Genomic DNA, 26,474 nt, shown 5'->3' with positions numbered 1-26,474 from the left:
CGGACCGCGGGCGTCTCCTCCGGCGGTCCTCCGGCGGTCCTCCGGCGGTCGATGATGTACGGCGGAACGTCGTGGCGGCGGTGCCCGAGCGGGTAGACCCACCCAGGACGACCGGCAACCGTGAGCAACAGCCAAGGAGTACGACACGTGTCCTCTCTCTTCCCGGCCCTCTCCCCCGCCCCGGCCGGTGCCGCGGCCGACCGGCCCGCCCTGCGGTTCGGCGAGCGCTCACTGACGTACGCGGCCCTCGCCGCCGCCGCGGGCGCCACCGCCCGGCGGATCGGGGCCGCCGAGCGGGTCGCCGTCTGGGCGGCACCGGCGGTGGAGACCGCCGTCGCCGTGGTGGCGGCGCTGCTGGCCGGCGTCCCCGCCGTACCGCTCAACCCGAAGTCCGGCGACAAGGAACTCGCGCACATCCTCGCCGACAGCGCCCCCTCGCTCGTCCTGGCGCCCCCGGGCAGTGAACTCCCGCCCGCCCTGGCCGCCCTGGAGCGCCTCGACGTGGACGCCGACGCCGCCGGACCGATCCCCGAGGACCACGCCGGCGACGACGATCCCGCCCTCGTCGTCTACACCTCCGGGACCACCGGCCCGCCCAAGGGCGCCGTCATCCCCCGGCGCTCGCTCGCCACGACCCTGGACGCGCTCGCCGACGCGTGGGGGTGGACCGGCGACGACGTGCTGGTGCACGGGCTGCCGCTGTTCCATGTGCACGGTCTGGTGCTGGGCGTCCTCGGGCCGCTGCGGCGCGGCGGATCCGTGCGGCACCTGGGCAGGTTCTCCACCGAGGGCGTGGCGCGGGAGCTGAACGACGGCGCGACCATGCTGTTCGGGGTGCCGACGATGTACCACCGGATCGCCGAGGCCCTGCCCGGCGACCCGGAGCTGGCGAAGGCCCTCTCCGGGGCCCGGCTGCTGGTGTCCGGGTCGGCGGCGCTGCCCGTGCACGACCACGAGCGGATCGCCGCCGCGACCGGCCGCCGGGTGGTCGAGCGGTACGGCATGACGGAGACGCTGATGCTGTGCTCGTCCCTGTGGACGCCCCCGGACTCCCGGCCCGGTGAGCGTGCGGCCGGCGAGCCGCGCCCCGGGACGGTGGGCCTGCCGCTGCCGGGCGTGGAGCTGCGGCTCGTGGAGGAGGACGGCACACCGATCGCCGCGCCGGACGGGGAGAGCGTCGGCGAGATCCAGGTGCGCGGCCCGAACCTGTTCACCGGGTACCTGAACCGCCCGGACGCCACCGCCGCCGCCTTCACCGAGGACGGCTTCTTCCGCACCGGCGACATGGCGGTGCGCGACCCCGACGGCCATGTCCGCATCGTCGGCCGCAAGGCCACCGACCTGATCAAGAGCGGCGGTTACAAGATCGGGGCCGGCGAGATCGAGAACGCGCTGCTGGAGCACCCGGGGGTGCGGGAGGCCGCGGTCACCGGCGAGCCCGACCCGGACCTCGGCGAGCGGATCGTGGCGTGGATCGTCCCGGCCGACCCGAAGGCACCACCGGCCCTCGAAGTACTGGCCGCCCATGTCGCCGCCCGGCTCGCCCCGCACAAGCGGCCCCGGGTGGTCCACCACCTCGGCGCCCTGCCCCGCAACGACATGGGGAAGATCATGAAGCGGGCGCTGTCCCATGGCTGAGCGCCCCCGCGCGCGCGAGTTCCTGGCCCTGCTCAGCGACGACTTCACCGAACTGCCCCGGCCCGGCGGGACCTGGCGGCCCGACGGCCCCCTCGGCTGGCAGGGCTACGACGCCGCCCGCGCCCGCGCCGCCGAACGCACCGGCGAGGAGGAGTCCGTCGTGTGCGGGACCGGGCACGTCGAGGGCACCCCGGCCGTGCTGGCGGCCTTCGAGTTCGGCTTCCTCGGCGGCTCGCTGGGCGGGCGCACCGGCGACCGGCTGGTGGCGGCGTACGCCTACGCCCGTGAACACCGGCTGCCGGTGGTGCCGTTGGTCGCCACCGGCGGCAGCCGGATGCAGGAGGGGATGCTCGCGCTGACCCAGCTCCAGCGGGTGGCCCGGCAGTCGGCGCTCACCCGGGAGGCCGGGCTGCCGCAGCTCGCCGTGGTGCGGGACCCGGCGACCGGGGGCGGCTGGGCGACCCTGGGCGCGGGCGCCGACGTGGTCCTGGCGCTGCCCGGCGCCCAGGTCGGTTTCGCCGGTTCCCGGGTCCGGCCGCCGGACGCCGACCCGGCGGCGTACACGGCCGAGGCGCAGGTGGCGGCGGGCAGCGCGGACGCCGTCGTACCGCTCGGGGAGCTGCGGGGCACGCTGGGGCGGTGGCTGCGGCTGCTGGCGGCGCCGTCGGGCGACCCGGCGCCGGTGCCCGCGCCGCTGGGGGCGAGCGATCTGCCGGTCGGCGGGTGGGACGCGGTGCGGCGGGCCCGCGACCCGGAACGGCCGCGCGCGGGCGCGTATCTGGACGCCTACTTCACCGATCGCGTCACCCTGTCCGGCGACCGCTGCGGCGGCACCGACCCCGGCGGCATGGTCTGCGGCTTCGGCGAGCACGCGGGGCGGACGGTCGCCTACGCCGCCCAGACGGGGACCGCGACCCGGCCCGCCGGGTACCGCACCGCCACCCGGCTGATCCGCCTCGCGGACCGGCTCGGCGTCCCGGTGCTGACTCTGGTGGACACGCCGGGCGCGGCCAACGACGCGGAGGCGGAGCGGCAGGGGGTGGGGGCCGCGATCGCCGGCCTGTTCGGCGCGGTGGCGTCGGCGCGTACGCCCATCACCACGCTGGTGATCGGCGAGGGCGGCTCGGGCGGTGCGCTGGCCCTGGCCGCGCCCGGCCGCACCTGGGCCACCCCGGACAGCTACTTCTCCGTCATCGCGCCGGAGTCGGCGGCGGCGATCCTGAAGCGCCCGCCGGAGGAGATCGAGGCTACGGCCGGTCAACTGCGTTTGCGCCCGCAGGACTTGGCCGAGCTGGGCCTGATCCGAACAGGCGATCAACTGTTCCCCGGAACAGGTGATCGTCACCCGTAGGGGCGTATGTGAGTGCAGGGACCAACGATACTTACGGTGTGCAATCGACGGGCTGCAGACCGTAGTTGAACGCACAGTCCCAAGTAGGTCCCACACATGCACAGCGCAAGGAGCTGCACGATCATGAACATTCTCACCGACATCCTCGCCGGCCTCGTCCACTTCGTCGGCTGGCTGGTCTGACGGTCCGAGAAACCCGGCGGCGCCGCCTCCCCGTCCCAGGGAGGCGGCGCCGTCCGCGTGCCCCGGCGCGCTCTACCGCACGGCCACGGCCCGCACGATCTCCTGCCCGACCGAGCCGCCCCGGTCGTCGCGCGCCGAGGCCCTGAGCGAGACGTGCCCGGCGTCGCGGGGCACGTCCAGCGTCCCGTGCCAGGAGGCCGCCGCGCCCCCGCCGCGCAGCGGGACCCGCCGCCAGGATCCTCCGTCGTCGTACGACACCTCCAGCGTGCCGCCGCCGATCGTCCCGGTGCCGGCGGCACCCGCCACGTACTCCGCGCCGAGCCCGATCCGCAGCCTCCCGCCGCCGGGCACCTCGCCCGCCAGGTCGGTGGCGATGTCGAAGGAGAGGTTGATCAGCGGCAGGGAGGTCCAGCGGTCCGCCGGTGTGGCCGCCGACCGGAAGGTCCACTCCGCGTGCCCCTCGGTCGCCGACGGCCAGCGGCCGGCGTCGAGCGCGGTGTCGGTGACGAGCCGGTAGGTGTGCTCGTCGGCGGGCGCGCCGTTCACGTACGCGGTGGAACCCGGTCCCTGGGCAAGCGGTTCGCCGTCCAGGTACACCGAGGTGGTCTGCGACATGCCGCTGTCCTCGCTCCACACATCGCCGAACCCGGTGTGGTCGGGTCCCGAGTCGCCCCAGCCCGGGGCGTTGAACTGGAGCCGGTCGCCCGCGCGTTGCTGCCCGCCGTCGAGTCCGGTGCCGAGATACGGGTGCCAGACCGGCCTGAACCAGTTCAGCTCCCCGCGCGTCCCGCCCCGGTACCGGACCAGGCCGCCGCGCTCCTCCAGCGCCTCACCGGCGGCCGTCACGGACTCGTGCCACAGCTGGCCCGGCCCGGTGGACACGTACTCGGTGCGCTCGACGGGGTGGTCGACCCGCTCGCGGAAGCCGAGCCCGATCGGGAAGGTGCCGGTGATCGAGTACCGGAACTCGCTCCCGCCCGCCGGCGCTGCGGCGTGGTACCTCGTCCGCAGCACGGCGAGGTCGCCGCGCCCCGGCTCGTAGGTGAGGTCCCGGTCGGGCACGGCACCGCGGTGGCCCTCGGACAGGTCGTACACATACGGCGTGTTGCGGGTGCCGGTCATGTCGACCCGTCCGGCCTCCCGCAGCCGCCGGGCGTCGGCCGCGTCGACCGTGGCGATCTGCAGCGGCCGGTCGGCGTTGTCGTCCGTGCCCCACCAGGCCGTCAGCCGTCCGGGGGCGTCGTCGGTCACGAACAGCGCCCTGACGCCCGCGTCCTGGGCGGCCCGAGCGAGGTCGGCCGGTTCGGTGCCGCCGGTGAGGCGGGCGAGGGCCGCCCCGCCCCGTACGCCGTCCGGGAAGGGGCCGTCCCCGGCATCGGCCAGCGGCAGCCGGTGCCGGCCCTCCAGCAGGGTGCCGCCCGACTGGACGACGGCCTCGCCGATCCCCTTCACCTCCAGCAGCGGCCTGGCCAGCCGCCACACGGTCCGGTACTCGAAGTCGCCCTCGGTGACCTTGCCGGTGGGCGCGGCGAACACGCTGTCGTACACCAGGGGGACCTGGACGGCGCCGAACAGGTCGGCGCCGTGCGCGGCGCGGTCGTACTCCATGAGGAGCTGCCGGGTCTCGGTGCGCCTCGGGACATCGGCGCTGATCTCGCGCAGTTCCCGGCCGTCGAGGGTGACTTCGCGGTCCCGGTCGACGACGACCTCGGGCGCCGCGAGGAAGCCGAGCCCGAGCGAGTCGGCCCCGTGGCTGCCGCGCACGTCGAGGAAGGACGTGAGGCTGTACGTGCCCGGCGCGAGCCGCAGCGTCAGGGTGCCCGAGTCGCCGACGTGCGCGGGGACGGGGTCGGTGCCCTCGGCCAGGTGCTGGACGACCAGGTCGGCCGGGGCGGCGGCACCGGCGCGGTCCTTGACGTGGACGGTGAGCGTGTACCGCTCGTCCTCCTTGACCAGCCCGAACACGGTGTGCGCTACGGGCGTGCCGTCGGCGTCCGACGCCACGATCCGGCCGCTCGTCGTGCCGACCGGGGCCCTGGCGCCGTCCCCGGTGACGGTGGTCGAGGCGCTGCCGTGCGCGGGCACGGTGAGGGCGGTGTCGGCGAGGGTGGCGACGCCCTCGGGCGCGCCCCGCACGGACAGCCTCAACTCGATGTCCCGGCCGGAGGAGTTGGCGTAGGTGACGGTCCTGGTGACCGGCTCGTTGTCCGCGTAGGGCCAGGAATAGTGGCCGAGGTCGGCGCTTCCGGTGGCCGTGACCTCGGCGCCGACCGCGTCCGGCACGCTGACCCGTCCCGCGCCCAACAGGTAGGCGGAGGCGTCGAGTTCCCGCGACGTGGACATCAGCGCGTCCTTGAGCCGCGCGCCGGTCCAGTCGGGGTGCGCCTCGGCGAGCAGGGCGGCCGCCCCGGCGACGTGCGGCGCCGCCATCGACGTACCGCTCATGGACGTGTAGTCGCCGGCGCCCTCGGTGAGCCGGGAGCGGGCGGCGAGGATGTCGACGCCGGGGGCGGACAGGTCGGGCTTGAGCGCGCTGTCGCCGTAACGGGGTCCGGCGCTGGTGAAGTAGGCGGCCCGGTCGGCGGCGTCGACGGCCCCCACGGTCAGGGCGGCGTCGGCCGCGCCGGGCGAGCCGATGGAGGAGGGGGTGCCGGTGTTGCCGGCCGCGACGACGAACAGGGCGCCGGTCTCGCGGGACAGGGTGTCGACGGCCTGGGCCATCGGGTCGGTGCCGTCGCTGGGTTCGGTCGAGCCGAGGCTCATGGAGACGATGTCGGCGCCCACGTCCCGGGCGGCCCACTCCATGCCGGCGATGATCTCCGACTCGCTGCCCGAGCCCGAGTCGTCCAGGACCTTGCCCACCGCGAGCGTGGCGCCGGGCGCGACGCCCTTCTCCGCGCCGTCGGAGGCGGCACCGCTGCCCCCGAGCGTGGAGGCGACGTGCGTGCCGTGTCCGTTGCGGTCGGCGACCTCCTGCCCCGCGACGAAGCTCCGGCTCTCGGCGATCCGTCCGGCGAGGTCGGGATGGCCGGCGTCCACGCCGCTGTCCAGCACGGCCACCGTGACGCCCTTGCCGGTCAGCCCGGCCTGCCAGGCCCCGGGCGTGCCGATCTGCGCGTTGGACTCGGCCATGGCCGCGGTGACCCGCCCGTCGAGCCACACGCCGTCGATGCCGGCCCCGGGCCGCGTGAACTCCCGCCAGAAAGCACGCCCCTTGCCGGCCTCGACGGCGGCCCCGCGCACGCTGGGCAGCGCCCGGGTCCGCTCGGTCCCCCTCGGGGCGACGGCCCGCGCGCCCTCCTGGTAGGTCACGATCAGCGGCAGCTCGCCGCTCTGCGCGTCCGCGAGCCCCTGGTCGAGCAACTCCCCGACATCGAAGAGCCGTGCGTCGAGTGCGCCGTCGCGCAGATACGGCAGGGCCTCGTCGGGCACGACGGTGGTCCGCCCGCCGGCACTGAGGGTGCGCACGGCACCGGCGGCACCCTCGGGCCGCTCGACCGCGACGGTCTTCCTGCCGCCGCCGAGTTCGGTGACGGTCACCCGGTCACCGGTGACGAGGGTGACGGTACGGGCGTCGGCCGCGGCGGCGGGTGCCGCGCCCTGGGCGGTCCGGGCGGGGGCCGGGACCGGGGCGGCGCGGGCCACGGTGGCTGGGGCGCACGCCGGGGTCGGGGGCTCGGCGGCGCGGGGCACCGAGGCCACCGCGCACGCCGGGTCCGAGGGTGGCTCCTGTGCCGCCGCTGTCGCCGTCGCCGTCGCCGTCGCCGTCGGCAGTAGCGCGATCACGAGCCCCGCCGACAGGAGGGCCGCCCCGCGCCGGACTGGTCCTGTGCTCATCCACGCCTCTCTTCGGGTCGTCGCGGAGTGCCGGGACGAGTGCGGTGAGAAGTCTCAGGAGACCTGTGGGGCACGGGAGTTGGCAAGACTTGGCGGTTTGACGCCCCGGCGGCTTCCCGCCAGGGACGTCCGGCGGACGCCCCCGTCAAACGCGACGCGCGGCCGGAACATGCCCACGCCTCCCCCCATTCAGCGGCCCCCCGCCCGGCCCCCTCCAGCGGGCGCCCGTCGCCGGCCGCGCGCACGATGCCTGGGAGGCCCCCCACCGGGCGGCCCGCACGGTCCGCGCTCTCGGGAGGATCTGCCATGACCGTCAGCACCGCCAGTCTGGAGCAACTGCGCCGCTGCCACTTCGCCGTCGATCTGGGGGCCGCGCGGACCCGGGTGTACGTCAAGGGCGCCGGGATCGTCGTCGACCAGCCGTCCGCCGCCGCGGTGAACACCCGCACCGGCGCGCTCATCGCGGTCGGCGAGTTCGCGGAGAAGATGACCGGCCGCACCCCCGCCTACATCCGTGTCGTACGCCCCGTCTCCGGCGGCACGGTCGTCGACATCGAGATGGCCCAGCGCATGCTGCGGCACCTGCTCGGCGACAAGGTCCGCCGCGCCCTGCGCCGCAAGCCCCGGCTGCGGGCCGCCGCCTGCACCCCGCACGACGCGGATCCGCTGGCCCGGCGGGCGGCGATCGAGACGCTGGTCGGGCTGGGCGCGCGCCGCGTGGAACTCGTCGACACGCTGATCGCCGCCGCGGTCGGCTGCGGACTGCCCGTGGAGCAGCCCGAGGCGACCATGATCATGGTGTGCGGGGCGCACGCCACGCAGGTCGCGGTGCTCTCCCTCGGCTCGATCGTGACCGCCGAGCGCGTCCCGGTCGGCGGCGAGGCGGTCGACCACGCGATCGTGCAGCTCCTGCGCCACCAGCACGAGCTGATCCTGCCCAGCCAGTCCGTACGCCCGCTGCAACTCGCCCTGTCCGGCAACGGGCTGACCTCACAGGGTCCGGCGTCCACCGAGATCCACGGACGGGACGTGGCGACCGGACTGGTGCGCAGCGTGCGGGTCGACACCGCCGCCGTGCGCAACGCCATCCAGACGCCGCTGACCGCCGTGCTCGACGGGATCGGCAAGGTGCTGCGGGACTGCCCGCCCGACCTGGTGGCGGACCTCGCCGACCGGGGGATCATGATGGTCGGCGGGAGCGCGCTGCTGCCGGGCTTCGACCAGATGCTGCGGGAGGCCACCGGGATGCCGGTGCACATCGCGGAGCGGCCGGACATGTGCGCGGTCCAGGGCCTCGGCAGCATGCTGGAGGGCCGGGTCGAGCCCCTCACGCTGCACCCGACGTCGGCCGGCTGATCCACGGCCGCGGAGCCCGAGGAAGCCGCACGGAATGTCCGCGCAGCCCGCGCCCCGACTGCCCCGTCTCCTCGACGCCGTCCTGGGCGTCGGCACCGACCTCGACCTGCGCAGCATCCTCCAGCACCTCGTGGACGGCGCCGCCGAACTGACCGGCGCCGAGCGGGCGGCCCTGGCCGTCACCGACCCCGCCCTGGACGGCCTCACCGGGATCCGCACCCCGGGCCCCGACCGCGTGCCGCGGACGGCGCCCCGGCTGCGGGTGCCGATCCACGTGCACGGCGTGGACTTCGGCGAACTGCGGCTGGCCGGGCGGCCCGGCGCCGGCCCGTTCACGGCCGAGGACGAGCAACTGCTGCGGGTCCTGGCGGCGCAGGCCGGTATCGCGATCGGCAACTCCCGGCTGTACGAGACGGCCCGGCAGCGCGAACGCTGGATCGAGGGCGCGGCGGCCGTCACCACCGCGCTGCTCACCGAGGAGGGCGCCGACGACGCGCTGACCACGGTCGCGGAACGGGCCCGGCTGCTCGCCGACGCCGCCGCGGGGGTGATCCTCCACCCGACGCCCGAGGGCGGCATGGAGATCGTGACCGCCTCGACGCGCGACGACCCGGACGGCATCGTCGGCGCGACCATCGCGCCCGGCAGCCCCGTACTGAAGCAACTCCTCGGCGGAGAACCGGTGTTCATCGCGGACTCGGCGACCGATCCGAGGATGACGACGCATGTGCGGCACCGGTTCGGACCGAGCATGATGCTGCCCCTCCAGGCGAGCGGCCGGCTGATCGGCACCCTCGCCCTGCCGCGCGGGCGCGGCGAGCGCCCGTACACGGACGTGGAACGGCTGCTCGCGACGCAGTTCGCCTCGCAGGCCGCCCTCGCCCTCGTCCTCGCCGACGCCCGGCGCGGCCGGGAGCGCCTCGCGGTCTACGAGGACCGCGACCGTATCGCCCGTGACCTGCACGACCTCGTGGTCCAACGGCTGTTCGCCACCGGCATGATGCTGGAGTCCACGCAGCGCCGGCCCGGCGCCGACGATGTCCGCGACATCCTCGTGCGGGCGGTGGACGAGCTGCGCTCCACGGTCCAGGAGGTGCGTACGGCGATCTTCGCGCTCCAGCAGCCCCCGGCCGACCCGCCGACCGGACTGCGCGGCCGGGTGCTGCGCGAGACCGCGTCCGCCGCCGCCCGGCTCGGCTTCCCGCCGTCCACGCAGTTCACGGGCGCCGTCGACACGCGCGTACCGGACCGGGTCGCCGACCTGCTCGTCACCGCCCTGCGCCCCGCCCTGGCCGACGCGGGCCGCCGGCCGGGCGTCTCCCGCGTCGAGGTCGCCGTGGACGCGACCGCCGCCTCACCGGACGGCCGGTCCGGGGTACGGCTGACGGTCGTCGACGACGGCGAGACCGACGGGGGTGACGGCCGGGGAACGCGGTTCACGTGGTGGTCGCCGCTGTGAGCACGCGGGAGCGGAACCTGTCGGGCCCCGCCTTTACCCAGCCGTGGGCCGGTCATTCCCCTCCCCCGGGTGTAGTCCGTCCCGCGGCGGGCAGGTGCACCGACAGCGCAGCCGGACCATCGCGCTCCGGGATCCGGCGCCGGTCGATCCGACGGCCGACCAGTGCTGCGCGAGGTTGCGATACGTCTGTCAGGAACCGACATGGACGGACAGGGCGGTGACATGACCCCAGCGGCACCACCACGTCCGGCGGGTGAGCCGGTCGCCCTGGCCATCGACGGCCGGGTGGACGCCGGCCGGGCCCTGCTCGTCCCGCGGGGAGAACTGGTCCACGGATGCGTGGAGATCCTGGCCAAGGCCCTGGCCGCGCTGCCGGCCAACGTCGGCCGGGTCGACCTGGACATGGGCCACGTGGTGTTCATGGACACGGCCGGCCTGCGGTTCCTGGACCGGTTACGGGGCTACGGTCACCGCCGGTCGGTACCGGTGACCGCGACGAACTGGCACGGTCAGCCGCTGCGGGCCCTGGAGCTGGCCGGCCTGGACACCACCGACCCCCTGCGCACCACGCCCTCCGCCGAGCGGCTGCACGTCCTCCAGGAGGAAGTGGCCCAACTGCGCCGGGCGATCGCCTCCCGCCCCGTCATCGACCAGGCGCGGGGCGTGCTCATGGCGCTGCACGCCTGCACGTCGGACGAGGCGTGGCACATCCTGCGGGAGGCCTCCCAGCTGTCCAACACAAAGCTGCACACGGTCGCCGCGGCGGTCACCGCCAGCGCCGGAACCGACGGCCCACCCCCACCGGCCGAGGTACGCACGGCCCTGCGCACAGCACTGTCCCGACTCGGACACCGAGAACAACCCGACCGAGCCGACCGCTAGCACCCCACCCGAGAGAAGTCGCGTCACCCGCTCGCCCCCGGGTGCCGACCACCGCGGGAAGACCGCCACCGTCCGCCGTCAACACCGGGCATGGCGAACCCTCAGCCGCCCGAACCCCATGGTCCCGAAGATCCGGATCGTCGGCCCGCCGGGGCGGGACCGCCGCGGGACCCTGTAGCGCAGGTCCTTCCACTCGGTGCGCAAACCCTCGACGTCGACGACCGCGTCGCGAGGCACCACGATCCTGGCCCCGCCGGTCCCGAGCCGCAGCTCGATGTCGACGACCGGATGACCGATGACCGCCCGGGACAGATCCAGCCGCACCCTTCCGTAAGCGGACTCGACCTTGAGGATCCGAGGTACCCGCCATGCGCCTCGCCGCTGGATCCGTCCGCCGGCGGCCGCGATCGTCGACGTGACGCCCGGGTGCTCCGCCGGGAGCGAGGCCAGAGCCGACACGAGTTCGCTGTGCGCCTCGGCGGTGAACACCTGGTGGAGGCGTTCGTCCAACTCCTCGTACGAGACGAGCCCTTCGACGTACGCCTCCCGCACGCGCCGCACGGCCGTATCGCGGTCGTCTTCGCCGATCGACGGCGCCGAGTCTTCCGGTGAGGAGGTCACCGTTTCACCGTACTGCCGTACGGTCCTCACGTCCGTTCAGTGGACAGTCACCGCTTCGAAGGACCCGTCGCTCCGTCGTTCTACTGCCGATCACGACCGCCCGGGGCCCGGACGACAGCCGACGCGGCCTCGCGGTGCCGCTCCGCGGAGCCTCGATCGAAGGCATGCCCGAAGGCGGCGTGCGGGCGCTGCTGTCCCACTGGTTTGGTATACGGGTGACAGGTGACCCGCCACCGTTTGAGTGACGGGCCATCAGGTTACAGAACCGCAGGTCAGATCGATTCTGCCCGCGTAGCGCCTGGTGGGGCGGGTGGGACTCGAACCCACGGCCGGCGGATTATGAGTCCGCTGCTCTAACCGGCTGAGCTACCGCCCCATAGCGGCGTGTCGCGTACATGTGTGCGCGCCGTCTGCCGCAGCATAGCCGCTCATACGATCTCCTGCCTCGGATGGTCGGCTTCCACGGCTGCCTTCACGACCATGAGGACTCCGCGGCGTGCCGCGTGGTTCCCGGGAGTTCCGGGGCCATGAAACCGGACATGAAAAAGGACCCCGCGGGGTCCTCGTTCACGATGCTCCCCCGACTGGACTCGAACCAGTAACCTGCCGGTTAACAGCCGGCTGCTCTGCCAATTGAGCTACGGAGGACCGAGCTCCCCGGACTGGACTCGAACCAGTAACCTGCCGGTTAACAGCCGGCTGCTCTGCCAATTGAGCTACCGAGGAAGGTCTCGTATCGCATCGAACGCGCCTGCCTGGGTATCCGCCAGAGGGCGCGCGCTCGCTGCGACACATACATTAGCGCAAGCAGGGGGGTGCTCCGCCAATCGGTACTCCCCGGCACCTCGAAGCCAGTGAAGGAAAGGTGGCCGTCATGCGTTACCGGCTCACGTTCGCCCTCGGACTAGCGGTGGGTTACGTGCTCGGCACGAAGGCCGGGCGCGAGCGATACGAGCAGTTGCGGAAGTCCGCGCGGCAGATCGCGCAGAACCCCGCGGTGCGCAACACCGCCGAGTCCGCCGCCCAGCAGGGCAGGTACTTCGCCGACAAGGCGTACCACGTCGTGAGCGACAAGGTCGGGGACCGGATGCCCGAATCGGTGGCCCAGCGGGTCCGCTCCCTGCGTGAACGCAGTGCGAACGGCAGCGGTCCCGACGACTGGGGCACCAGCAACACGTGAGGCTCGTGCCCCCGCCGGGTACGGACACCTCTCCCGGTACGGCAGAATTTTGGGCATGGGGATAGTCGCCGGGTTGGACAGTTCGCCCGATTTCACTCGTATCGTCGTCTGCGATTCGGACACCGGTGCCGTGCTGCGCCAGGGCTACGCGCCGCACCCGCTGGAGAGCCGCGAGCGCGGGGGCCGTCCCTCGGACGTCGATCCGCAGGCCTGGCTGCTCTCGCTCGGGGAGGCCGCCGGCGGCGGGCTGCTTGAGGGCGTGCAGGCCATCGGCGTCTCGGCGCAGGCGAACTCCGTCGTGCCGCTGGACGCGCAGGGCAACACCGTGCGCCCGGCGATGGTCGGCGGCGACAAGCGGGCCCAGGTGGCGGCGGCCGATCTCATCGACGCGCTGGGCGGGCGCGAGGCGTGGGCGCAGGCCGTGGGCTCGGTGCCGCAGGCCGCCCAGCCGGTGACCAAGCTGCGCTGGCTGGCCCGCAGCGAACCCGAGGCCGCCGCGCGGACCGCCGTACTCCTCCAGGCCCACGACTGGCTGGTGTGGCAGTTGCTCGGGCGGCCGGTCAGGCGGACCACCGACCGGGGCGGCGCGTCCGGGACCGGCTACTGGTCGGCGGCGACCGGCGGGTACCGGCCCGACCTGGTGGAGCTGGCCCTCGGGCACCAGGTGATGCTGCCGGAGGTGATCGGCCCGGCCGACGCGGCCGGTACGACGCCGGAGGGGCTGCTGATCTCCGCCGGGACCGGCGAGACCCAGGCCGCCGCCTTCGGGCTCGGCATCGGCCTCGGCGACGCGGTGGTCTCGCTGGGCGCGTCCGGGTCCGTGATGGCCGTGCACAACGAACCGCTCGTCGACCAGTCCGGGATGATCACCGCCCTGGCCGACGCCACCGGCATGCACCTGCCCGTCGTCACCACCCTGAACGCCGTACGGACTCTGCGGGGCGCCGCCGAGCTGCTCGGCCTGCCGGACCTGGAGAGCCTGTCCGAGCTGGCGATGAAGTCGACGCCCGGCTCGCACGGGCTGGTGCTGCTCCCCTACCTGGAGGGCGAGCGCACGCCGAACCTGCCGCACACCGCCGGCACACTGGCCGGTCTCAGACGCGAGTCGATGCGCCCGGAGCATCTGGCGCGGGCCGCGTTCGAGGGCATGCTGTGCGGTCTGGCCGACGCCCTCGACGTGCTGCGCGGCCGGGGCGTGGACGTGCGGCGGGTCTTCCTGCTGGGCGCGGCTGCCGAGCTGCCGGCCGTGCAGGCGGCGGCGCCCGCGCTGTTCGGCACGCGCGTCGTCGTACCGCAGCCGGCGGACTACGCCGCGATCGGCTCCGCCCGGCAGGCCGCCTGGGCGCTCGGCGCCTCCCAGGGCACGCTGGACCCGCGCACCCCGCCCGTGTGGCAGGGCGCGGTCGCGCAGGTGCTGGACCCGGGCGAGGAGCTGGCGGTGGGGCAGGCCGTGCGCCAGCAGTTCGTGTCGGTGCGCGAGCAGACGCACCCGGGCGCCCTGCGCACGTGACACGAGTGACCGGCGGCGGCCCCGTACCGCCCGTACGGCCGCAAGCGCCGCGCCGTCGGGTTAATCGGTTGAGGTAACGCGGGGGCAGTGCCCGACGATAGGGGCCAGGGGCAACCAACCGCTCCCGTCGCCGACTCCGAGAGATCCAGTGTGCTCATACGACTCCTGCGGGCCTATCTCAGGCCCTATCAAAAACCCATCGCCCTGCTCATGGCACTCCAGCTCCTCCAGACCTGTGCCTCCCTCTATCTGCCGACCCTGAACGCGCACATCATCGACGAGGGTGTCGTCAAGGGCGACTCCGGCTACATCCTGAGCTACGGCGCCCTGATGATCGGCATCTCGCTGGTCCAGGTGGTGTGCAACATCGGTGCCGTCTACTTCGGCGCGCGCACGGCGGCGGCCCTGGGCCGGGACGTGCGGGGTGCCGTCTTCGACCGGGTGCAGTCCTTCTCGGCGCGCGAGCTGGGCGGCTTCGGCGCGCCCTCGCTGATCACCCGGACGACGAACGACGTGCAGCAGGTCCAGATGCTGGCCCTGATGACGTTCACCCTGATGGTGTCGGCGCCGATCATGTGTGTCGGCGGCATCGTGATGGCGCTCGGCCTGGACGTGCCGCTGTCCGGGGTGCTGGTCGCGGTGGTGCCCGTGCTGGCGGTCTGCGTCACGCTGATCGTGCGGAAGCTGCGGCCGCTGTTCCGGGCCATGCAGGTGCGCCTCGACACGGTCAACCGGGTGCTGCGCGAGCAGATCACCGGCAACCGCGTCATCCGCGCCTTCGTGCGCGACGACTACGAGCAGCAGCGCTTCCGCAGGGCCAACTCCGATCTCACGGAGGTGGCCCTCGGCACCGGCAACCTGCTCGCGCTGATGTTCCCGGTGGTCATGACGGTGGTGAACCTGTCGTCGATCGCGGTGGTGTGGTTCGGCGCCCACCGCATCAACAGCGGCGGGATGCAGATCGGCGACCTGACCGCGTTCCTCGCCTATCTGATGCAGATCGTCATGTCCGTGATGATGGCCACCTTCATGTTCATGATGGTGCCGCGCGCCGAGGTGTGCGCCGAGCGCATCCAGGAGGTCCTGGACACCGAGAGCAGCGTGGTGCCGCCGGTCGCGCCGGTCACCGAGCTGCGCCGGCACGGGCATCTGGAGATCCGGGGGGCGGGCTTCTGCTACCCCGGTGCCGAGGAGCCGGTGCTGAGGAACATCGACGTGGTCGCCAGGCCGGGCGAGACGACCGCCGTCATCGGCTCGACCGGCAGCGGCAAGTCGACCCTGCTCGGGCTGGTCCCCCGGCTCTTCGACGCCACCGACGGCCAGGTGCTGGTCGACGGGGTGGACGTACGGACCGTCGACCCGAAGGTGCTGGCCCGGGTCGTGAGCCTGGTGCCGCAGAAGCCGTATCTGTTCGCGGGCACCGTCGCGACCAATCTGCGCTACGGCAATCCGGACGCCACGGACGAGGAGCTGTGGCACGCGCTGGAGGTGGCGCAGGCCAAGGAGTTCGTCGGCGAGCTGGAGGGCGGGCTCGACGCGCCGATCGCGCAGGGCGGCACCAATGTGTCGGGCGGTCAGCGCCAGCGGCTCGCCATCGCCCGGACGCTGGTCCAGCGCCCCGAGATCTACCTCTTCGACGACTCCTTCTCCGCCCTGGACTACGCCACGGACGCCGCGCTCCGTGCCGAGCTGGGCCGGGAGACGGCCGAGGCGACCGTGGTGATCGTGGCGCAGCGGGTGTCGACCATCCGGGACGCGGACCGGATCATCGTGCTGGACGGGGGGCGGGTGGTCGGCATGGGCCGGCACCACGAGCTGATGGCGGACAACGAGACCTACCGGGAGATCGTGCTCTCCCAGCTGACGGAAGCGGAGGCCGCCTGATGGCCGGGCCTGCGGGTCGCATGATGGCCGGGTCCGGTCCCGACCAGCGTTCAATGGACTTCAAGGGGTCGAGCAAACGGCTCATCGGCCAGTTCCGGCCGGAGCGGGCGACCCTCCTCACACTGCTGGGATGCGTGGTCGTCAGCGTCGGCCTCAATGTGGTCGGGCCGAAGATCCTCGGCCGGGCCACCGACCTGGTCTTCGCGGGCATCGTCGGCCGGGACATGCCGTCCGGGGCCACCAAGGAACAGGTGCTCGACTCCATGCGGGAGCGCGGTGACGGCAAGGTCGCCGACATGCTCCGCAGCACGGACTTCACCCCGGGCCGGGGCATCGACTTCACCGCCGTGGGCGAGGTGCTGCTGCTCGCGCTGGCCGCGTTCGCCGTCGCCGGGCTGCTGATGGCGGTGGCCACCCGGCTGGTGAACCGGGCGGTCAACCGGACGATGTTCCGGCTGCGCGAGGACGTGCAGACGAAGCTGTCGCGGCTGCCGCTGTCGTACTTCGACAAGCGGCAGCGCGGCGAGGTGCTGAGCCGGGCCACCAACGACATCGACAACATCGGGCAGACGCTCCAGCAGTCGATGGGCCAGCTGATCAACTCGCTGCTCACCATCATCGGCGTACTGGCGATGATGTTCTACGTCTCCTGGATCCTGGCGCTGGTCGCGCTGGTGACCGTGCCGCTGTCGTTCGTGGTGGCCACGCGTGTCGGCAAGCGCTCGCAGCCGCAGTTCGTGCAGCAGTGGCGCTCCACGGGGCAGCTGAACGCGCACATCGAGGAGATGTACACCGGGCACGCGCTGGTGAAGGTGTTCGGCCGCCAGGAGGAGTCGGCGAAGCAGTTCGCCGAGCAGAACGAGGCGCTGTACGAGGCCGGGTTCAAGGCGCAGTTCAACAGCGGGATCATGCAGCCGCTGATGATGTTCGTGTCCAACCTGAACTATGTGCTGGTCGCCGTGGTGGGCGGCCTGCGGGTCGCCTCCGGTTCGCTGTCCATCGGTGACGTGCAGGCGTTCATCCAGTACTCCCGGCAGTTCTCGATGCCGCTGACGCAGGTCGCGTCGATGGCGAACCTCGTGCAGTCGGGCGTGGCGTCGGCGGAGCGGGTCTTCGAGCTGCTGGACGCCGAGGAGCAGTCGGCGGACCCGATCCCCGGTGTGCGGCCCGAGGAGCTGCGGGGGCGGGTGGAGCTGGAGCACGTGTCGTTCCGCTACGACCCCGACAAGCCGCTCATCGAGGACCTGTCGCTCAAGGTCGAGCCCGGACAGACGGTCGCCATCGTCGGACCGACGGGCGCCGGCAAGACCACGCTGGTCAACCTGCTGATGCGGTTCTACGAGGTGTCCGGCGGGCGGATCACCCTGGACGGCGTGGACATAGCGAAGATGTCCCGGGACGAGCTGCGGGCCGGCATCGGCATGGTGCTCCAGGACACCTGGCTGTTCGGCGGCACCATCGCGGAGAACATCGCGTACGGGGCGGCGCGGAAGGTCACCCGGGGCGAGATCGAGGAGGCGGCGCGGGCCGCGCACGCCGACCGGTTCGTGCGGACGCTGCCCGACGGCTACGACACCGTGATCGACGACGAGGGCACAGGGGTGAGCGCCGGTGAGAAGCAGCTCGTCACCATCGCGCGGGCCTTCCTGTCCGACCCGGTGATCCTGGTGCTGGACGAGGCGACGTTGTCCGTGGACACCCGTACCGAGGTGCTGATCCAGAAGGCGATGGCCAAACTGGCGCACGGGCGGACGTTGTTCGTGATCGCGCACCGGCTGTCGACGATCCGGGACGCGGACACGATCCTGGTGATGGAGAACGGCGCGATCGTGGAGCAGGGGGCGCATACGGAGCTGTTGGCGGCGGACGGGGCCTATGCGCGGTTGTACAAGGCGCAGTTCACGCAGGCCGTGGCCGAGGTGGACTGAGGGCGGGCGCCGGCCGGCTACTCCAGATAGCCCCTCAGCTGGTCCGCGAAGGCGTGGTCGCGGAGTTTGTTGAGGGTCTTGGACTCGATCTGGCGGATGCGCTCCCGGGTGACGCCGAAGATGCGGCCGATCTCCTCCAGCGTCCGTGGGTGCCCGTCGGCCAGTCCGTAGCGGAGCTGGACGACCTTGCGCTCGCGTTCGCCGAGGGTGGAGAGCACCGCCTCCAGGTGCTCGCGCAGCAGCAGGAACGCGGCGGACTCGACGGGGCTCGCGGCGTCGCCGTCCTCGATCAGGTCACCGAGGGCCACCTCGTCCTCCTCGCCGACCGGGGCGTGCAGGGAGACCGGCTCCTGGGCGAGCCGCAGCACCTCGCCGACCCGTTCGGGGGGCAGGTCCAGATGGGCGGCCACCTCCTGCGGGGTCGGCTCGTAGCCGCGTTCCTGGAGCATGCGGCGCTGGACGCGCACGACGCGGTTGATCAGCTCCACGACGTGGACGGGGACGCGGATGGTGCGCGCCTGGTCGGCCAGGGCCCGGGACATGGCCTGGCGGATCCACCAGGTGGCGTAGGTGGAGAACTTGTAGCCGCGGGCGTAGTCGAACTTCTCCACGGCCCGGATCAGCCCCAGGTTCCCCTCCTGGACCAGGTCGAGCATGGTCAGCCCGCGTCCGACGTAGCGCTTGGCGACGGACACCACGAGCCGCAGGTTCGCCTCGATCAGGCGGCGCTTGGCGACCCGGCCCATGACGACGAGCCGGTCCAGGTCGAGGGCGAGCCGGCTGTCCGGGTCGGGGGCGAGCCGCAGCCTCTCCTCGGCGAACAGCCCGGCCTCCACGCGCCGGGCGAGGTCGACCTCCTCGGCCGCGGTGAGCAGCGGGATGCGGCCGATCTCCCGCAGGTACTGGCGGAACAGGTCGGAGGAGGGCCCGCCGCTCTCCGTGCGGGTGGGCGGCGGCGGCTCGTCGGGCCGGTCCTCGATGTGGTGCTCGGCATCGGGCCGCGGGGGGATCGCGGCGAGGGCACCGCTCTCCGTGTTCGGCTCCGCGCCGCCGGTACCGGTGTGGGTCGGGGTGAGGGTCTGGGTCTGCACGGGGGCGACCTCCAGGATGGACGCGGCCGGCGGGGGCCGGCGGCGGTACTTCGGGGGGGCAGTCGGCTCACTCGCCGCCGTCCGGCTCAGGCACCGCCCCCAGTGTGGGGTACGACACATCGCCGCCACGAGGGGCGTGCGGTGACTTTTTGCGTCCGGGCCGTGACCGACGGGCGTCCCCGGGTGTCCGCGCGGGTGCGGCTAGAGGGCGTCGGCGCCGTGTTCGCGGAGGGTCTGGTCGTACTGCTGGAGGACCCACAGCTCATTCTGCACGGCGGCCAGTTCGGCCGGGTCGCCGTGGCCGGACAGGCGGGTGAGGCGGCCGGTGATGTCGCGGATGCGGCGTTCGACGGCGCGGCGGCGCACGGTGACCAACTGCGCGCCCGCGTAGATCTCGTCGACGCCCTTCACGCCCCGGTGCAGCATGATCGCCTCGACGGCCAGCTCGGTGACCATGGCGCGCACGGCGTCGTCCGGGGCGGCCTCGCGGACGCGGACCAGATAGTCCTGCGGGTCCTGGACGCCGAACTCGGCGCCGCCCGCCTCCAGGATGGCCTGGCGTACGGCGGCGTAGGGCGGGGCGGTGAACTCGTCGACGCCGTACGCGTCGAAGGCCGGGGAGACCAGCTCGGGGCACTGGAGGGCGAGCTTGAGCAGCTCGCGCTCGGTGGCGAAGACGGGGTTGCGCAGGTTGAGGGCGGGGCCCCGGGGGCCGACGGGGGCGGGCGCGTGCTGCTGGGGGCCGCCGCCGCGCTGCTGCCGGTCGGGGGCGGGGCCCCTGCCGCCGCGGTCGCGGGACCAGCGGGCCAGCTGGGCGATCCGCTTGACCACGAACTGGGTGTCGAGGATGCCGAGCATGCCGGCGAGCTGCACCGCGACCTCGTGCTGGGCGCCGCTGTTCTTGATCCGGGCGACGACCGGGGCGGCCTCGTCCAGCGCCGCCGCGCGGCCGGCCGGGGTGTCCAGGTCGTAGCGGCCGACGATCTGGCGCAGCGCGAACTCGAAGAGCGGGGTGCGCGGCTCGACCAGGTCGGCGACCGCCTCGTCCCCCTTGGCCAGGCGCAGGTCGCAGGGGTCCATGCCGTCCGGGGCGATGGCGATGTACGTCTCGGCGGCGAACTTCTGGTCGTCCTCGAAGGCGCGCAGGGCGGCCTTCTGACCGGCCGCGTCGCCGTCGAAGGTGAAGATCACGCGGGCCGAGCCGTTGTCCATCAGCAGCCGGCGCAGGATCTTGATGTGGTCGCCGCCGAAGGCCGTGCCGCAGGTCGCGATGGCGGTGGTGACCCCGGCCAGATGGCAGGCCATGACATCGGTGTACCCCTCGACGACCACGGCCCGGGATGCCTTGGCAATGTCCTTCTTCGCGAGGTCGATGCCGTACAGGACTTGGGACTTGCGGTAGATCGCCGTGTCGGGGGTGTTGAGGTACTTCGGGCCGTTGTCCGACTCGTGGAGCTTGCGGGCGCCGAAGCCGACCACCTCGCCGCCGATGTCGCGGATGGGCCACATCAGCCGGCCGCGGAAGCGGTCGATGGGGCCGCGGCGGCCCTCCTGGGCGAGGCCGGAGAGGACCAGCTCCTTGTCGCTGAAGCCCTTGCCGCGCAGGAAGCGGGTGAGGTGGTCCCAGCCCTGGGGGCTATAGCCGACGGAGAAGTGCTGGGCGGCGGCCTGGTCGAAGCCGCGCTCGGCGAGGAAGCTGCGGCCGGCGTCGGCCTCGGGGCTGGTCGCCAGCTGCTCCGCGTACCACTGGGCGGCGACCTTGTGGGCCTCGACCAGGCGGATGCGCTCGCCGCGCTGGTGTGCGGGGTTGTACCCGCCCTCCTCGTAGCGCAGGGTGATGCCGGCCTGACCGGCCAGGCGCTCGACCGCCTCCGAGAAGGTGAGGTGGTCGATCTTCATCACGAACGTGATGGTGTCGCCGCCCTCCTGGCAGCCGAAGCAGTGGAAGAACCCCTTGCTCGGGCTGACCTGGAAGGACGGGGACTTCTCGTCGTGGAACGGGCACAGGCCCTTCAGATTGCCGCCGCCCGCGCTCCGCAGCTGGAGGTACTCCGAGACGACGGCGTCGATCGGGACCGCGTCCCGTACCGCCTTCACGTCCTCGTCGTTGATCCGTCCTGCCACGATGCGATTCTACGGGGGCGCTACGACAGCTGTGCCGCGAGGCTTTCCAGCGGGACGTGCGGGTCGGCCAGCGCGTCCGTGTCCACGCGGGCCCTGGAGCGGATCAGCCGCTGGATGGGGTCCGTGACGTCCCACACGTTGACGTTCATCCCGGCCAGCACCCGGCCCTCCTTGACCCAGAAGGCGATGAACTCGCGCTTGGCCGCGTCCCCGCGGATCACCACCTGGTCGTACGAACCCGCGGGCGCCCAGCCCGAGTACTCCATGCCCAGGTCGTACTGGTCGGTGAAGAAGTAGGGCACGCGGTCGTGGGCCGGGCCCTTGCCGAGCATCGAGCGGGCCGCGGCCGGGCCGCCGTTCAGGGCGTTGGCCCAGTGCTCCACGCGCAGGCGGGTGTCGAAGAGGGTGTGGTGGAAGGAGGCCACGTCGCCGGCCGCGTAGATGTCGGGGTCGGACGTGCGCAGGCGGGCGTCGACGACGATGCCGCCGCCGTGCGCCGGGTCGGCGGTCTCCAGGCCCGCGGACTGGGCCAGCGCGGTGCGCGGGGCGGCGCCGATCGCGGCGAGCACGTCGTGCGCGGGGTGCTCCTCGCCGTCGTCGGTGCGGGCGGCCAGCACCATGCCGTCCTGCCCGACGATCTCGGTCAGCGAGACGCCGAAGCGGAAGCGGACGCCGCGCGCCTCGTGCAGTTCGGCGAAGACGGCGCCCAGCTCGGGGCCGAGGACGCCGTGCAGCGGGGTCGGGCCCGGCTCGACGACGGTGACCTCGGCGCCGTACTCGCGGGCCGCCGCCGCGACCTCCAGGCCGATCCAGCCGGCGCCGGCGATCACGAGGTGGCCGTTGTCCCGGCCGAGGGAGGCGAGGACGCCCTTGAGGCGCTCCGCGTGGGCGAGGCGGCGCAGATGGTGGACGCCCGCGAGGTCGGTGCCGGGGACGTCGAGGCGACAGGGCTCGGCGCCGGTCGCGATGAGCAGCTTGTCGTATCCGACGCGGGTGCCGTCGTCGCCGTAGTGCACGGTCTTGGCGACGGGGTCGACGGCGACGACGGTCTGGCCGAGGTGCAGCTCGATGTCGTGCCGCGCGTACCAGGCGGGCTCGTGCACGAAGACGCTGTCGCGTTCCTCCTTGCCGAGCAGATAGCCCTTGGACAGCGGGGGTCGCTCGTAGGGGTGGTCGCGCTCGTCGCAGACGAGGATCACCCGGCCGGTGAACCCCTCCGTGCGGAGTGCCTCGGCCGCCTTCGCACCGGCCAGGCCTCCTCCGACGATGACGAATGTCTGATCCGCGTCGACCACTTGTCTGCCTCCTCGTCAGGGTGCCGCCACATGCGAGCGTCCCGCACGCGCCGTGGCGCGGGAAGGGGGAGTGACCCGATCAGGCCACGGAGGGCCGTGTTCACCGCGTCCGCGGGCCCATCGGGTCACACCTGTCCCACCAGTCTCATGGATGCCCCGTCAGGCGTGCGTGAAGCGAGCGGGCCGAGGCGTCGGTCAGGGAGGCGATCTGGTCGACGACGACCCGTTTGCGGGCGCGGTCGTCGCCGGCCCGGTCGAACAGGGCGCGGAACTGCGGGTCGAGTCCTTCCGGGGCGCGGGCGGTGAGCGCCTCGGCGAGTTCGGCGACGACGACGCGCTGGGCGGCGCGGAGCCGCTCCTGCTCGGTGCGCTGCATGACGTACCGGACGGCGACCGCCTTGAGGACGGCGCACTCCGCGCGGGTCTCGCGCGGTACGACCAGTTCGGCGGTGTACCGGGTGAGCCGGCCGCCGCCGTACGCGGCCCGCGTTGCGGCCTCGGCGGCCAGGCAGAAGCGGCCGATGAGCTGGCTGGTGGCGTCCTTGAGGCGGGCCTGGGCGCCGGCCGAGCCGTCGTAGCCGTGCGGCCACCAGTCCTGGGCGAGGAGGCGGTCGAGGGCGGCGGCCAGTTCGGCGTGGTCGGTGCCGGCCGGGACGTAGCGGCCGACGGCGGTCTCGAAGACCGCCTCCCGCTCGGGGTCGGCGAACAGGCAGTTCGGGTCGATGTGGCCGGCGTGCAGGCCGTCCTCGACGTCGTGCACGGAGTACGCCACGTCGTCCGCCCAGTCCATGACCTGGGCCTCGAAGCAGGTTCGGGCGCCGGGGGCGTCCTTGCGGAGCCACTCGAAGACGGGCCGGTCGTCGTCGTACACGCCGAACTTGGGCGAGGCCGGGTCGGTGGGGTGGGCGCCGCGGGGCCAGGGGTACTTGGTCGCGGCGTCCAGGGTGGCGCGGGTGAGGTTGAGGCCGACGGAGCCCTCCTCGGTGAAGCGCTTGGGCTCGATGCGGGTGAGGAGCCTGAGCGACTGGGCGTTGCCCTCGAAGCCGCCGCAGTCCTCGGCGAACGCGTTGAGCGCCTCTTCGCCGTTGTGGCCGAAGGGCGGGTGGCCCAGGTCGTGGGAGAGGCAGGCGGCCTCGACGAGGTCCGGGTCGCAGCCGAGGGCGGCGCCGAGTTCGCGGCCGACCTGGGCGCATTCCAGGGAGTGCGTGAGGCGGGTGCGGGGGCTGGCGTCCCAGACGGGGCTGGCCTCCCCCGGCGTGACGACCTGCGTCTTGCCTGCGAGGCGGCGCAGTGCGCCGGAGTGCAGCACGCGTGCCCGGTCGCGCTGGAAGGCGGTGCGGCCGGGGCGTTTGTCGGGTTCGGGGGCGTAGCGGGCGGCCGAACGTCGGGTCGTACGGGGGTGGGGGTGCGGTGCCTTCCATGTCATGAACAGTAAGCGGAAGGTGGGACAGCCGGCGGTCCACGGGGTCGCCGGGCGGCTGCGGGCCCCCGCGTGCGAGCCGGCGGGTGAACCGGACGGTGCGCAGGTACGTCCCTGGGGGCAGGAGACCACCAGGAGGGGACCACCCGGATGCGCCGCCCGAGACTTCGCAGACCGCGCCTGCCGCGCACCCGTACGGGACGGCGGCGGCTGATCCGGGCGGTGGTGGCCGGCTGTGTGCTGGCGCTGCTGCCGGCCACGTGGCTGCACCTGGTGACCGGGGACCGGCTGCGCACCGCGGCCGACGTGCCCCGCACCGACGTGGCGGTCGTCTTCGGCGCCGGCCTGTGGGACGGGGAGCCGTCGCCGTACCTCGCGCACCGGCTGGACGCGGCGGCCGGGCTGTACCGCGCGGGCCGGATCGAGGTGGTCCTCGTGACCGGGGACAACAGCCGCGAGGAGTACGACGAGCCGGACGCCATGCGGACCTACCTCGTACGGCACGGCGTGCCCGACCGGCGGATCGTCAGCGACTACGCGGGCTTCGACACCTGGGACTCCTGCGTCCGCGCGAAGAAGATCTTCGGTGTGGACCGGGCGGTCCTGATCAGCCAGGGCTTCCACATCCGGCGGGCGGTGGCACTGTGCCAGGAGGCGGGGGTGGCGTCGTACGGCGTCGGGGTCGCCGAACCGCACGACGTGACCTGGTACTACGGGGGCGTACGGGAGATCCTCGCGGCGGGCAAGGCGGCGCTGGACGCGGCCTTCGAACCGGACCCGCACTTCCTCGGCCCGAAGGAACCGGGCGTGTCACGGGCCCTCGCCGACGCGGGCTGACGCGTCCCTCGCCGCGCCGCGCCGTCCCGGCGGAGGATGCCGCCACACCAGTTGGCCGAGCGTCGTCCTCGCCGAACTGCCCGCCGTCACGGTCCGCGGCCCGGCGCAGGTGCTTCGCGGCGCGCGGGCCGGGTGATCCGTGGAGCGGTCGGCGCCGCCGGTGGGCCCGTTCGGAGGCACGGGTCACCCGTTCACACCCGCGTCCGGCGCTCTTCGGGATCTTTTCCGGCGGACGCCCCCACCTGTCGATGACCTGCCGGAACAGGGTTCCGCTCGGGTGCGCGGGAAGTCCGGGCGACACCCGTTCATCCCATTGCCGGGGCGTTCTCGGGGAGCGGGCCGCCCTCGGTGCGACTTTCCTCGGTAGGGCAGGGGCCACCGAAGTAGCTCACAGGGACCGAAGAAGCTCAAGGAGCACCGATGCGACGCACCGCCCGCCTGCTGACCGGTACCGCGCTCGCCGTCGCGGCCGTCGGCCTCGCCTCCCCGGCGTCCGGGCACGCCGGGCAGGCCGCGGCGGCCGGCGCACTCGAGGTGTACCCGACCTCGGTCGTGCCGGGCGAGCGGGCCACGGTGACCACCACGGCGTGCGGCGCGGAGGGTTCGGCGGCGGGCGACGCCGCAGCGGTGGGCGCCGGCGCGTTCCCGCTGGCGCCGGGGGCCCACGAGGGCCAGGCGACCGGGCACTTCGAGGTGCCGCCCAGCGCGCAGCCGGGGACGTACGAGATCGTCGCGACCTGCGGGGGCAGCGACCGGCGGGTGACGGGCGATTTGGTGATCACGCTGACCCCGGCCCGTGAGCAGGTGTACCCCAGGGGAAGCGTCAAGACGGGGGTCGGCGGCGCTCTCGGCCCCGACCCCGTGCAGACCGCGGCCGGCGTGGCGGCCCTCGCCGTCGCCGCCGCGGGCGGTACCTGGCTCCTGCACCGCCGGGCGAGAGGCGACGGGATCTGACGGGCACCCTCCGCTGCCCGTCCGCCGGTACCGCACTCCCCGCCCCCTCCGGGTCCGATGCCCCTCGCGGCCCGGAGGGGGCGGGGGATCTCCAGGGACGTGAGGGAGAGGGGACGCCATGCGCAGGGTCAAGGACACCGCGATAGCGGCCGTCACCGCGGTCGCCCTCTGCTCGGGGGCGTGGCTGCTGCTCGGCGGCGCCCGCACCGAGGCCCCGCCGCAGCCCTCCGCCGCCCAGGCCGGTACCGGGCAAACCGGCGAGGCCGCCTCCGTACCGGCGCTGCCGCCCTCCCCGCCGGACCGCGTCCGCGTGCCGGCGATCGGCGTGGACGCGCCGCTGACGGGCCTCGGCCTGACGCCGTCGGGCAGCCTCGACGTGCCGCCCGCCGGGCAGAAGAACCTCGCCGGCTGGTACGAGGCCGGCACCACCCCGGGCGAGCGGGGCACCGCGATCGTCGCCGGACACGTCGACAACGCGAAGGGCCCCGCCGTCTTCTACCGCCTCGGCGCCCTGAAGAAGGGCGCCACGATCGAGATCGACCGCCGCGACGGCACCGTGGCCGTCTTCACGGTGGACGCGGTCGAGGTGTACGCGGCCGACGACTTCCCCGACGAGAGGGTCTACGGCGCGGCACGACGGCCCGAACTGCGGGTCATCACCTGCGGCGGCGGCTACTCCCGCGACACCGGGTACCAGGGCAACGTCGTCGTCTTCGCACACCTCACCGGGGGCGGGTGAGACGGGGCTGCGTCCCGCTCGTCGGGCGGCGGTCCGGCGGCTCGGAAGACCCTGGGCGGTGGTCGAACGCGTGCACCACGGTGCGCACGACATACGCCAGGCCTCCGGAGGCGGGCTCAACCGCCCCATCGGGCAAGGGCAGTTGGTGATCCTCACCGCGAGGGAGCCGGCGGGTGGGCGGTCCG

At 73.6% G+C, this 26,474-nt stretch carries 16 protein-coding genes, 3 tRNA genes and 2 pseudogenes; 12 read left to right on the top strand and 9 right to left on the bottom strand.

The window, feature by feature from the left end; genetic code table 11:
- Positions 1–147: 147 nt before the first annotated feature.
- Positions 148–1,638 (top strand): acyl-CoA synthetase, encoded by a 1,491-nt coding sequence (locus AC4IHM_RS22780; RefSeq protein ID WP_490868856.1) that lies wholly within the window; start codon positions 148–150, stop codon positions 1,636–1,638.
- Complete coding sequence (locus AC4IHM_RS22775) at positions 1,631–2,989, top strand: carboxyl transferase domain-containing protein (protein ID WP_490868855.1); 1,359 nt, start codon at positions 1,631–1,633, stop codon at positions 2,987–2,989. Before AC4IHM_RS22780 ends, AC4IHM_RS22775 begins: the two co-directional genes overlap by 8 nt.
- A 255-nt stretch (positions 2,990–3,244) precedes the next feature.
- Here the strand turns inward: AC4IHM_RS22775 and AC4IHM_RS22770 are convergent, their stop codons facing one another.
- Complete coding sequence (locus AC4IHM_RS22770; protein ID WP_490868854.1) at positions 3,245–7,009, bottom strand: S8 family serine peptidase; 3,765 nt, start codon at positions 7,007–7,009, stop codon at positions 3,245–3,247.
- Between the two features lie 306 nt (positions 7,010–7,315).
- Between AC4IHM_RS22770 and AC4IHM_RS22765 the strand changes: the two genes are divergently transcribed.
- The 3 genes from AC4IHM_RS22765 to AC4IHM_RS22755 all read left to right on the top strand — a co-directional run bounded on the left by AC4IHM_RS22765 (position 7,316) and on the right by AC4IHM_RS22755 (position 10,706).
- Positions 7,316–8,365 (top strand): rod shape-determining protein, encoded by a 1,050-nt coding sequence (locus tag AC4IHM_RS22765; RefSeq protein ID WP_490868853.1) that lies wholly within the window; start codon positions 7,316–7,318, stop codon positions 8,363–8,365.
- A 34-nt stretch (positions 8,366–8,399) separates the two neighbouring features.
- Positions 8,400–9,824 (top strand): sensor histidine kinase, encoded by a 1,425-nt coding sequence (locus tag AC4IHM_RS22760; protein WP_490868852.1) that lies wholly within the window; start codon positions 8,400–8,402, stop codon positions 9,822–9,824.
- A gap of 222 nt (positions 9,825–10,046) precedes the next feature.
- Complete coding sequence (locus AC4IHM_RS22755) at positions 10,047–10,706, top strand: STAS domain-containing protein (protein ID WP_490870904.1); 660 nt, start codon at positions 10,047–10,049, stop codon at positions 10,704–10,706.
- Positions 10,707–10,784: 78 nt separating this feature from the next.
- Here the strand turns inward: AC4IHM_RS22755 and AC4IHM_RS22750 are convergent, their stop codons facing one another.
- From AC4IHM_RS22750 to AC4IHM_RS22735, 4 genes are all read right to left on the bottom strand, one after another.
- Positions 10,785–11,327 (bottom strand): DUF1707 SHOCT-like domain-containing protein, encoded by a 543-nt coding sequence (locus AC4IHM_RS22750; protein WP_490868851.1) that lies wholly within the window; start codon positions 11,325–11,327, stop codon positions 10,785–10,787.
- A gap of 299 nt (positions 11,328–11,626) precedes the next feature.
- Positions 11,627–11,703 (bottom strand) — tRNA-Ile (locus tag AC4IHM_RS22745).
- A gap of 199 nt (positions 11,704–11,902) precedes the next feature.
- A tRNA-Asn gene (locus AC4IHM_RS22740) sits at positions 11,903–11,975 on the bottom strand.
- A 5-nt stretch (positions 11,976–11,980) separates the two neighbouring features.
- Positions 11,981–12,053, bottom strand: a tRNA-Asn gene (locus AC4IHM_RS22735).
- 148 nt (positions 12,054–12,201) lie between these two features.
- Between AC4IHM_RS22735 and AC4IHM_RS22730 the strand changes: the two genes are divergently transcribed.
- The 4 genes from AC4IHM_RS22730 to AC4IHM_RS22715 all read left to right on the top strand — a co-directional run bounded on the left by AC4IHM_RS22730 (position 12,202) and on the right by AC4IHM_RS22715 (position 17,829).
- On the top strand, positions 12,202–12,507 hold the full coding sequence (locus AC4IHM_RS22730) for a YtxH domain-containing protein (protein WP_490868850.1): 306 nt from the start codon (positions 12,202–12,204) through the stop codon (positions 12,505–12,507).
- Between the two features lie 55 nt (positions 12,508–12,562).
- Positions 12,563–14,017, top strand: coding sequence for a xylulokinase (locus AC4IHM_RS22725; protein ID WP_490868849.1), 1,455 nt, complete (start codon positions 12,563–12,565; stop codon positions 14,015–14,017).
- Between the two features lie 150 nt (positions 14,018–14,167).
- Positions 14,168–15,901, top strand: coding sequence for an ABC transporter ATP-binding protein (locus tag AC4IHM_RS22720; RefSeq protein ID WP_490868848.1), 1,734 nt, complete (start codon positions 14,168–14,170; stop codon positions 15,899–15,901).
- Positions 15,901–17,829, top strand: a complete 1,929-nt coding sequence (locus AC4IHM_RS22715; RefSeq protein WP_490868847.1) for an ABC transporter ATP-binding protein — start codon at positions 15,901–15,903, stop codon at positions 17,827–17,829. The genes AC4IHM_RS22720 and AC4IHM_RS22715 overlap by 1 nt, the downstream gene beginning before the upstream one ends.
- A gap of 17 nt (positions 17,830–17,846) precedes the next feature.
- Here the strand turns inward: AC4IHM_RS22715 and AC4IHM_RS22710 are convergent.
- The 4 genes and pseudogenes from AC4IHM_RS22710 to AC4IHM_RS22695 all read right to left on the bottom strand — a co-directional run bounded on the left by AC4IHM_RS22710 (position 17,847) and on the right by AC4IHM_RS22695 (position 23,760).
- A pseudogene (locus tag AC4IHM_RS22710) lies at positions 17,847–18,991 on the bottom strand (RNA polymerase sigma factor).
- A gap of 130 nt (positions 18,992–19,121) precedes the next feature.
- On the bottom strand, positions 19,122–21,044 hold the full coding sequence (gene dnaG, locus AC4IHM_RS22705) for a DNA primase (RefSeq protein ID WP_490868846.1): 1,923 nt from the start codon (positions 21,042–21,044) through the stop codon (positions 19,122–19,124).
- 20 nt (positions 21,045–21,064) lie between these two features.
- Positions 21,065–22,339, bottom strand: a complete 1,275-nt coding sequence (locus AC4IHM_RS22700) for an NAD(P)/FAD-dependent oxidoreductase (RefSeq protein WP_490868845.1) — start codon at positions 22,337–22,339, stop codon at positions 21,065–21,067.
- A gap of 145 nt (positions 22,340–22,484) precedes the next feature.
- Positions 22,485–23,760: pseudogene (locus tag AC4IHM_RS22695) on the bottom strand (deoxyguanosinetriphosphate triphosphohydrolase).
- 149 nt (positions 23,761–23,909) lie between these two features.
- Between AC4IHM_RS22695 and AC4IHM_RS22690 the strand changes: the two are divergent.
- From AC4IHM_RS22690 to AC4IHM_RS22680, 3 genes are all read left to right on the top strand, one after another.
- Positions 23,910–24,596: a SanA/YdcF family protein gene (locus AC4IHM_RS22690; protein ID WP_490868844.1), complete on the top strand. Its 687-nt coding sequence runs from the start codon at positions 23,910–23,912 to the stop codon at positions 24,594–24,596.
- 420 nt (positions 24,597–25,016) lie between these two features.
- Positions 25,017–25,550: a GVDTG sorting domain-containing protein gene (locus AC4IHM_RS22685; RefSeq protein ID WP_490868843.1), complete on the top strand. Its 534-nt coding sequence runs from the start codon at positions 25,017–25,019 to the stop codon at positions 25,548–25,550.
- A gap of 118 nt (positions 25,551–25,668) precedes the next feature.
- Positions 25,669–26,289: a class F sortase gene (locus tag AC4IHM_RS22680; RefSeq protein ID WP_490868842.1), complete on the top strand. Its 621-nt coding sequence runs from the start codon at positions 25,669–25,671 to the stop codon at positions 26,287–26,289.
- Positions 26,290–26,474: the final 185 nt, after the last annotated feature.

The organism is Streptomyces sp. SL06, assembly GCF_058244745.1.
The sequence above is the reverse complement of the archived record's forward strand: the minus strand, read 5'-3'. Positions and strand labels throughout refer to the sequence as shown.

Bases quoted from the DNA above. Each gene is read 5' to 3' on its own strand.
- AC4IHM_RS22775 (WP_490868855.1), top strand. From the start codon at position 1,631: ATGGCTGAGCGCCCCCGCGCGCGCGAGTTCCTGGCCCTGCTCAGCGAC.
- AC4IHM_RS22770 (WP_490868854.1), bottom strand. From the start codon at position 7,009: ATGAGCACAGGACCAGTCCGGCGCGGGGCGGCCCTCCTGTCGGCGGGG.
- AC4IHM_RS22765 (WP_490868853.1), top strand. From the start codon at position 7,316: ATGACCGTCAGCACCGCCAGTCTGGAGCAACTGCGCCGCTGCCACTTC.
- AC4IHM_RS22760 (WP_490868852.1), top strand. From the start codon at position 8,400: ATGTCCGCGCAGCCCGCGCCCCGACTGCCCCGTCTCCTCGACGCCGTC.
- AC4IHM_RS22755 (WP_490870904.1), top strand. From the start codon at position 10,047: ATGACCCCAGCGGCACCACCACGTCCGGCGGGTGAGCCGGTCGCCCTG.
- AC4IHM_RS22730 (WP_490868850.1), top strand. From the start codon at position 12,202: ATGCGTTACCGGCTCACGTTCGCCCTCGGACTAGCGGTGGGTTACGTG.
- AC4IHM_RS22725 (WP_490868849.1), top strand. From the start codon at position 12,563: ATGGGGATAGTCGCCGGGTTGGACAGTTCGCCCGATTTCACTCGTATC.
- AC4IHM_RS22715 (WP_490868847.1), top strand. From the start codon at position 15,901: ATGGCCGGGCCTGCGGGTCGCATGATGGCCGGGTCCGGTCCCGACCAG.
- AC4IHM_RS22690 (WP_490868844.1), top strand. From the start codon at position 23,910: ATGCGCCGCCCGAGACTTCGCAGACCGCGCCTGCCGCGCACCCGTACG.
- AC4IHM_RS22685 (WP_490868843.1), top strand. From the start codon at position 25,017: ATGCGACGCACCGCCCGCCTGCTGACCGGTACCGCGCTCGCCGTCGCG.
- AC4IHM_RS22680 (WP_490868842.1), top strand. From the start codon at position 25,669: ATGCGCAGGGTCAAGGACACCGCGATAGCGGCCGTCACCGCGGTCGCC.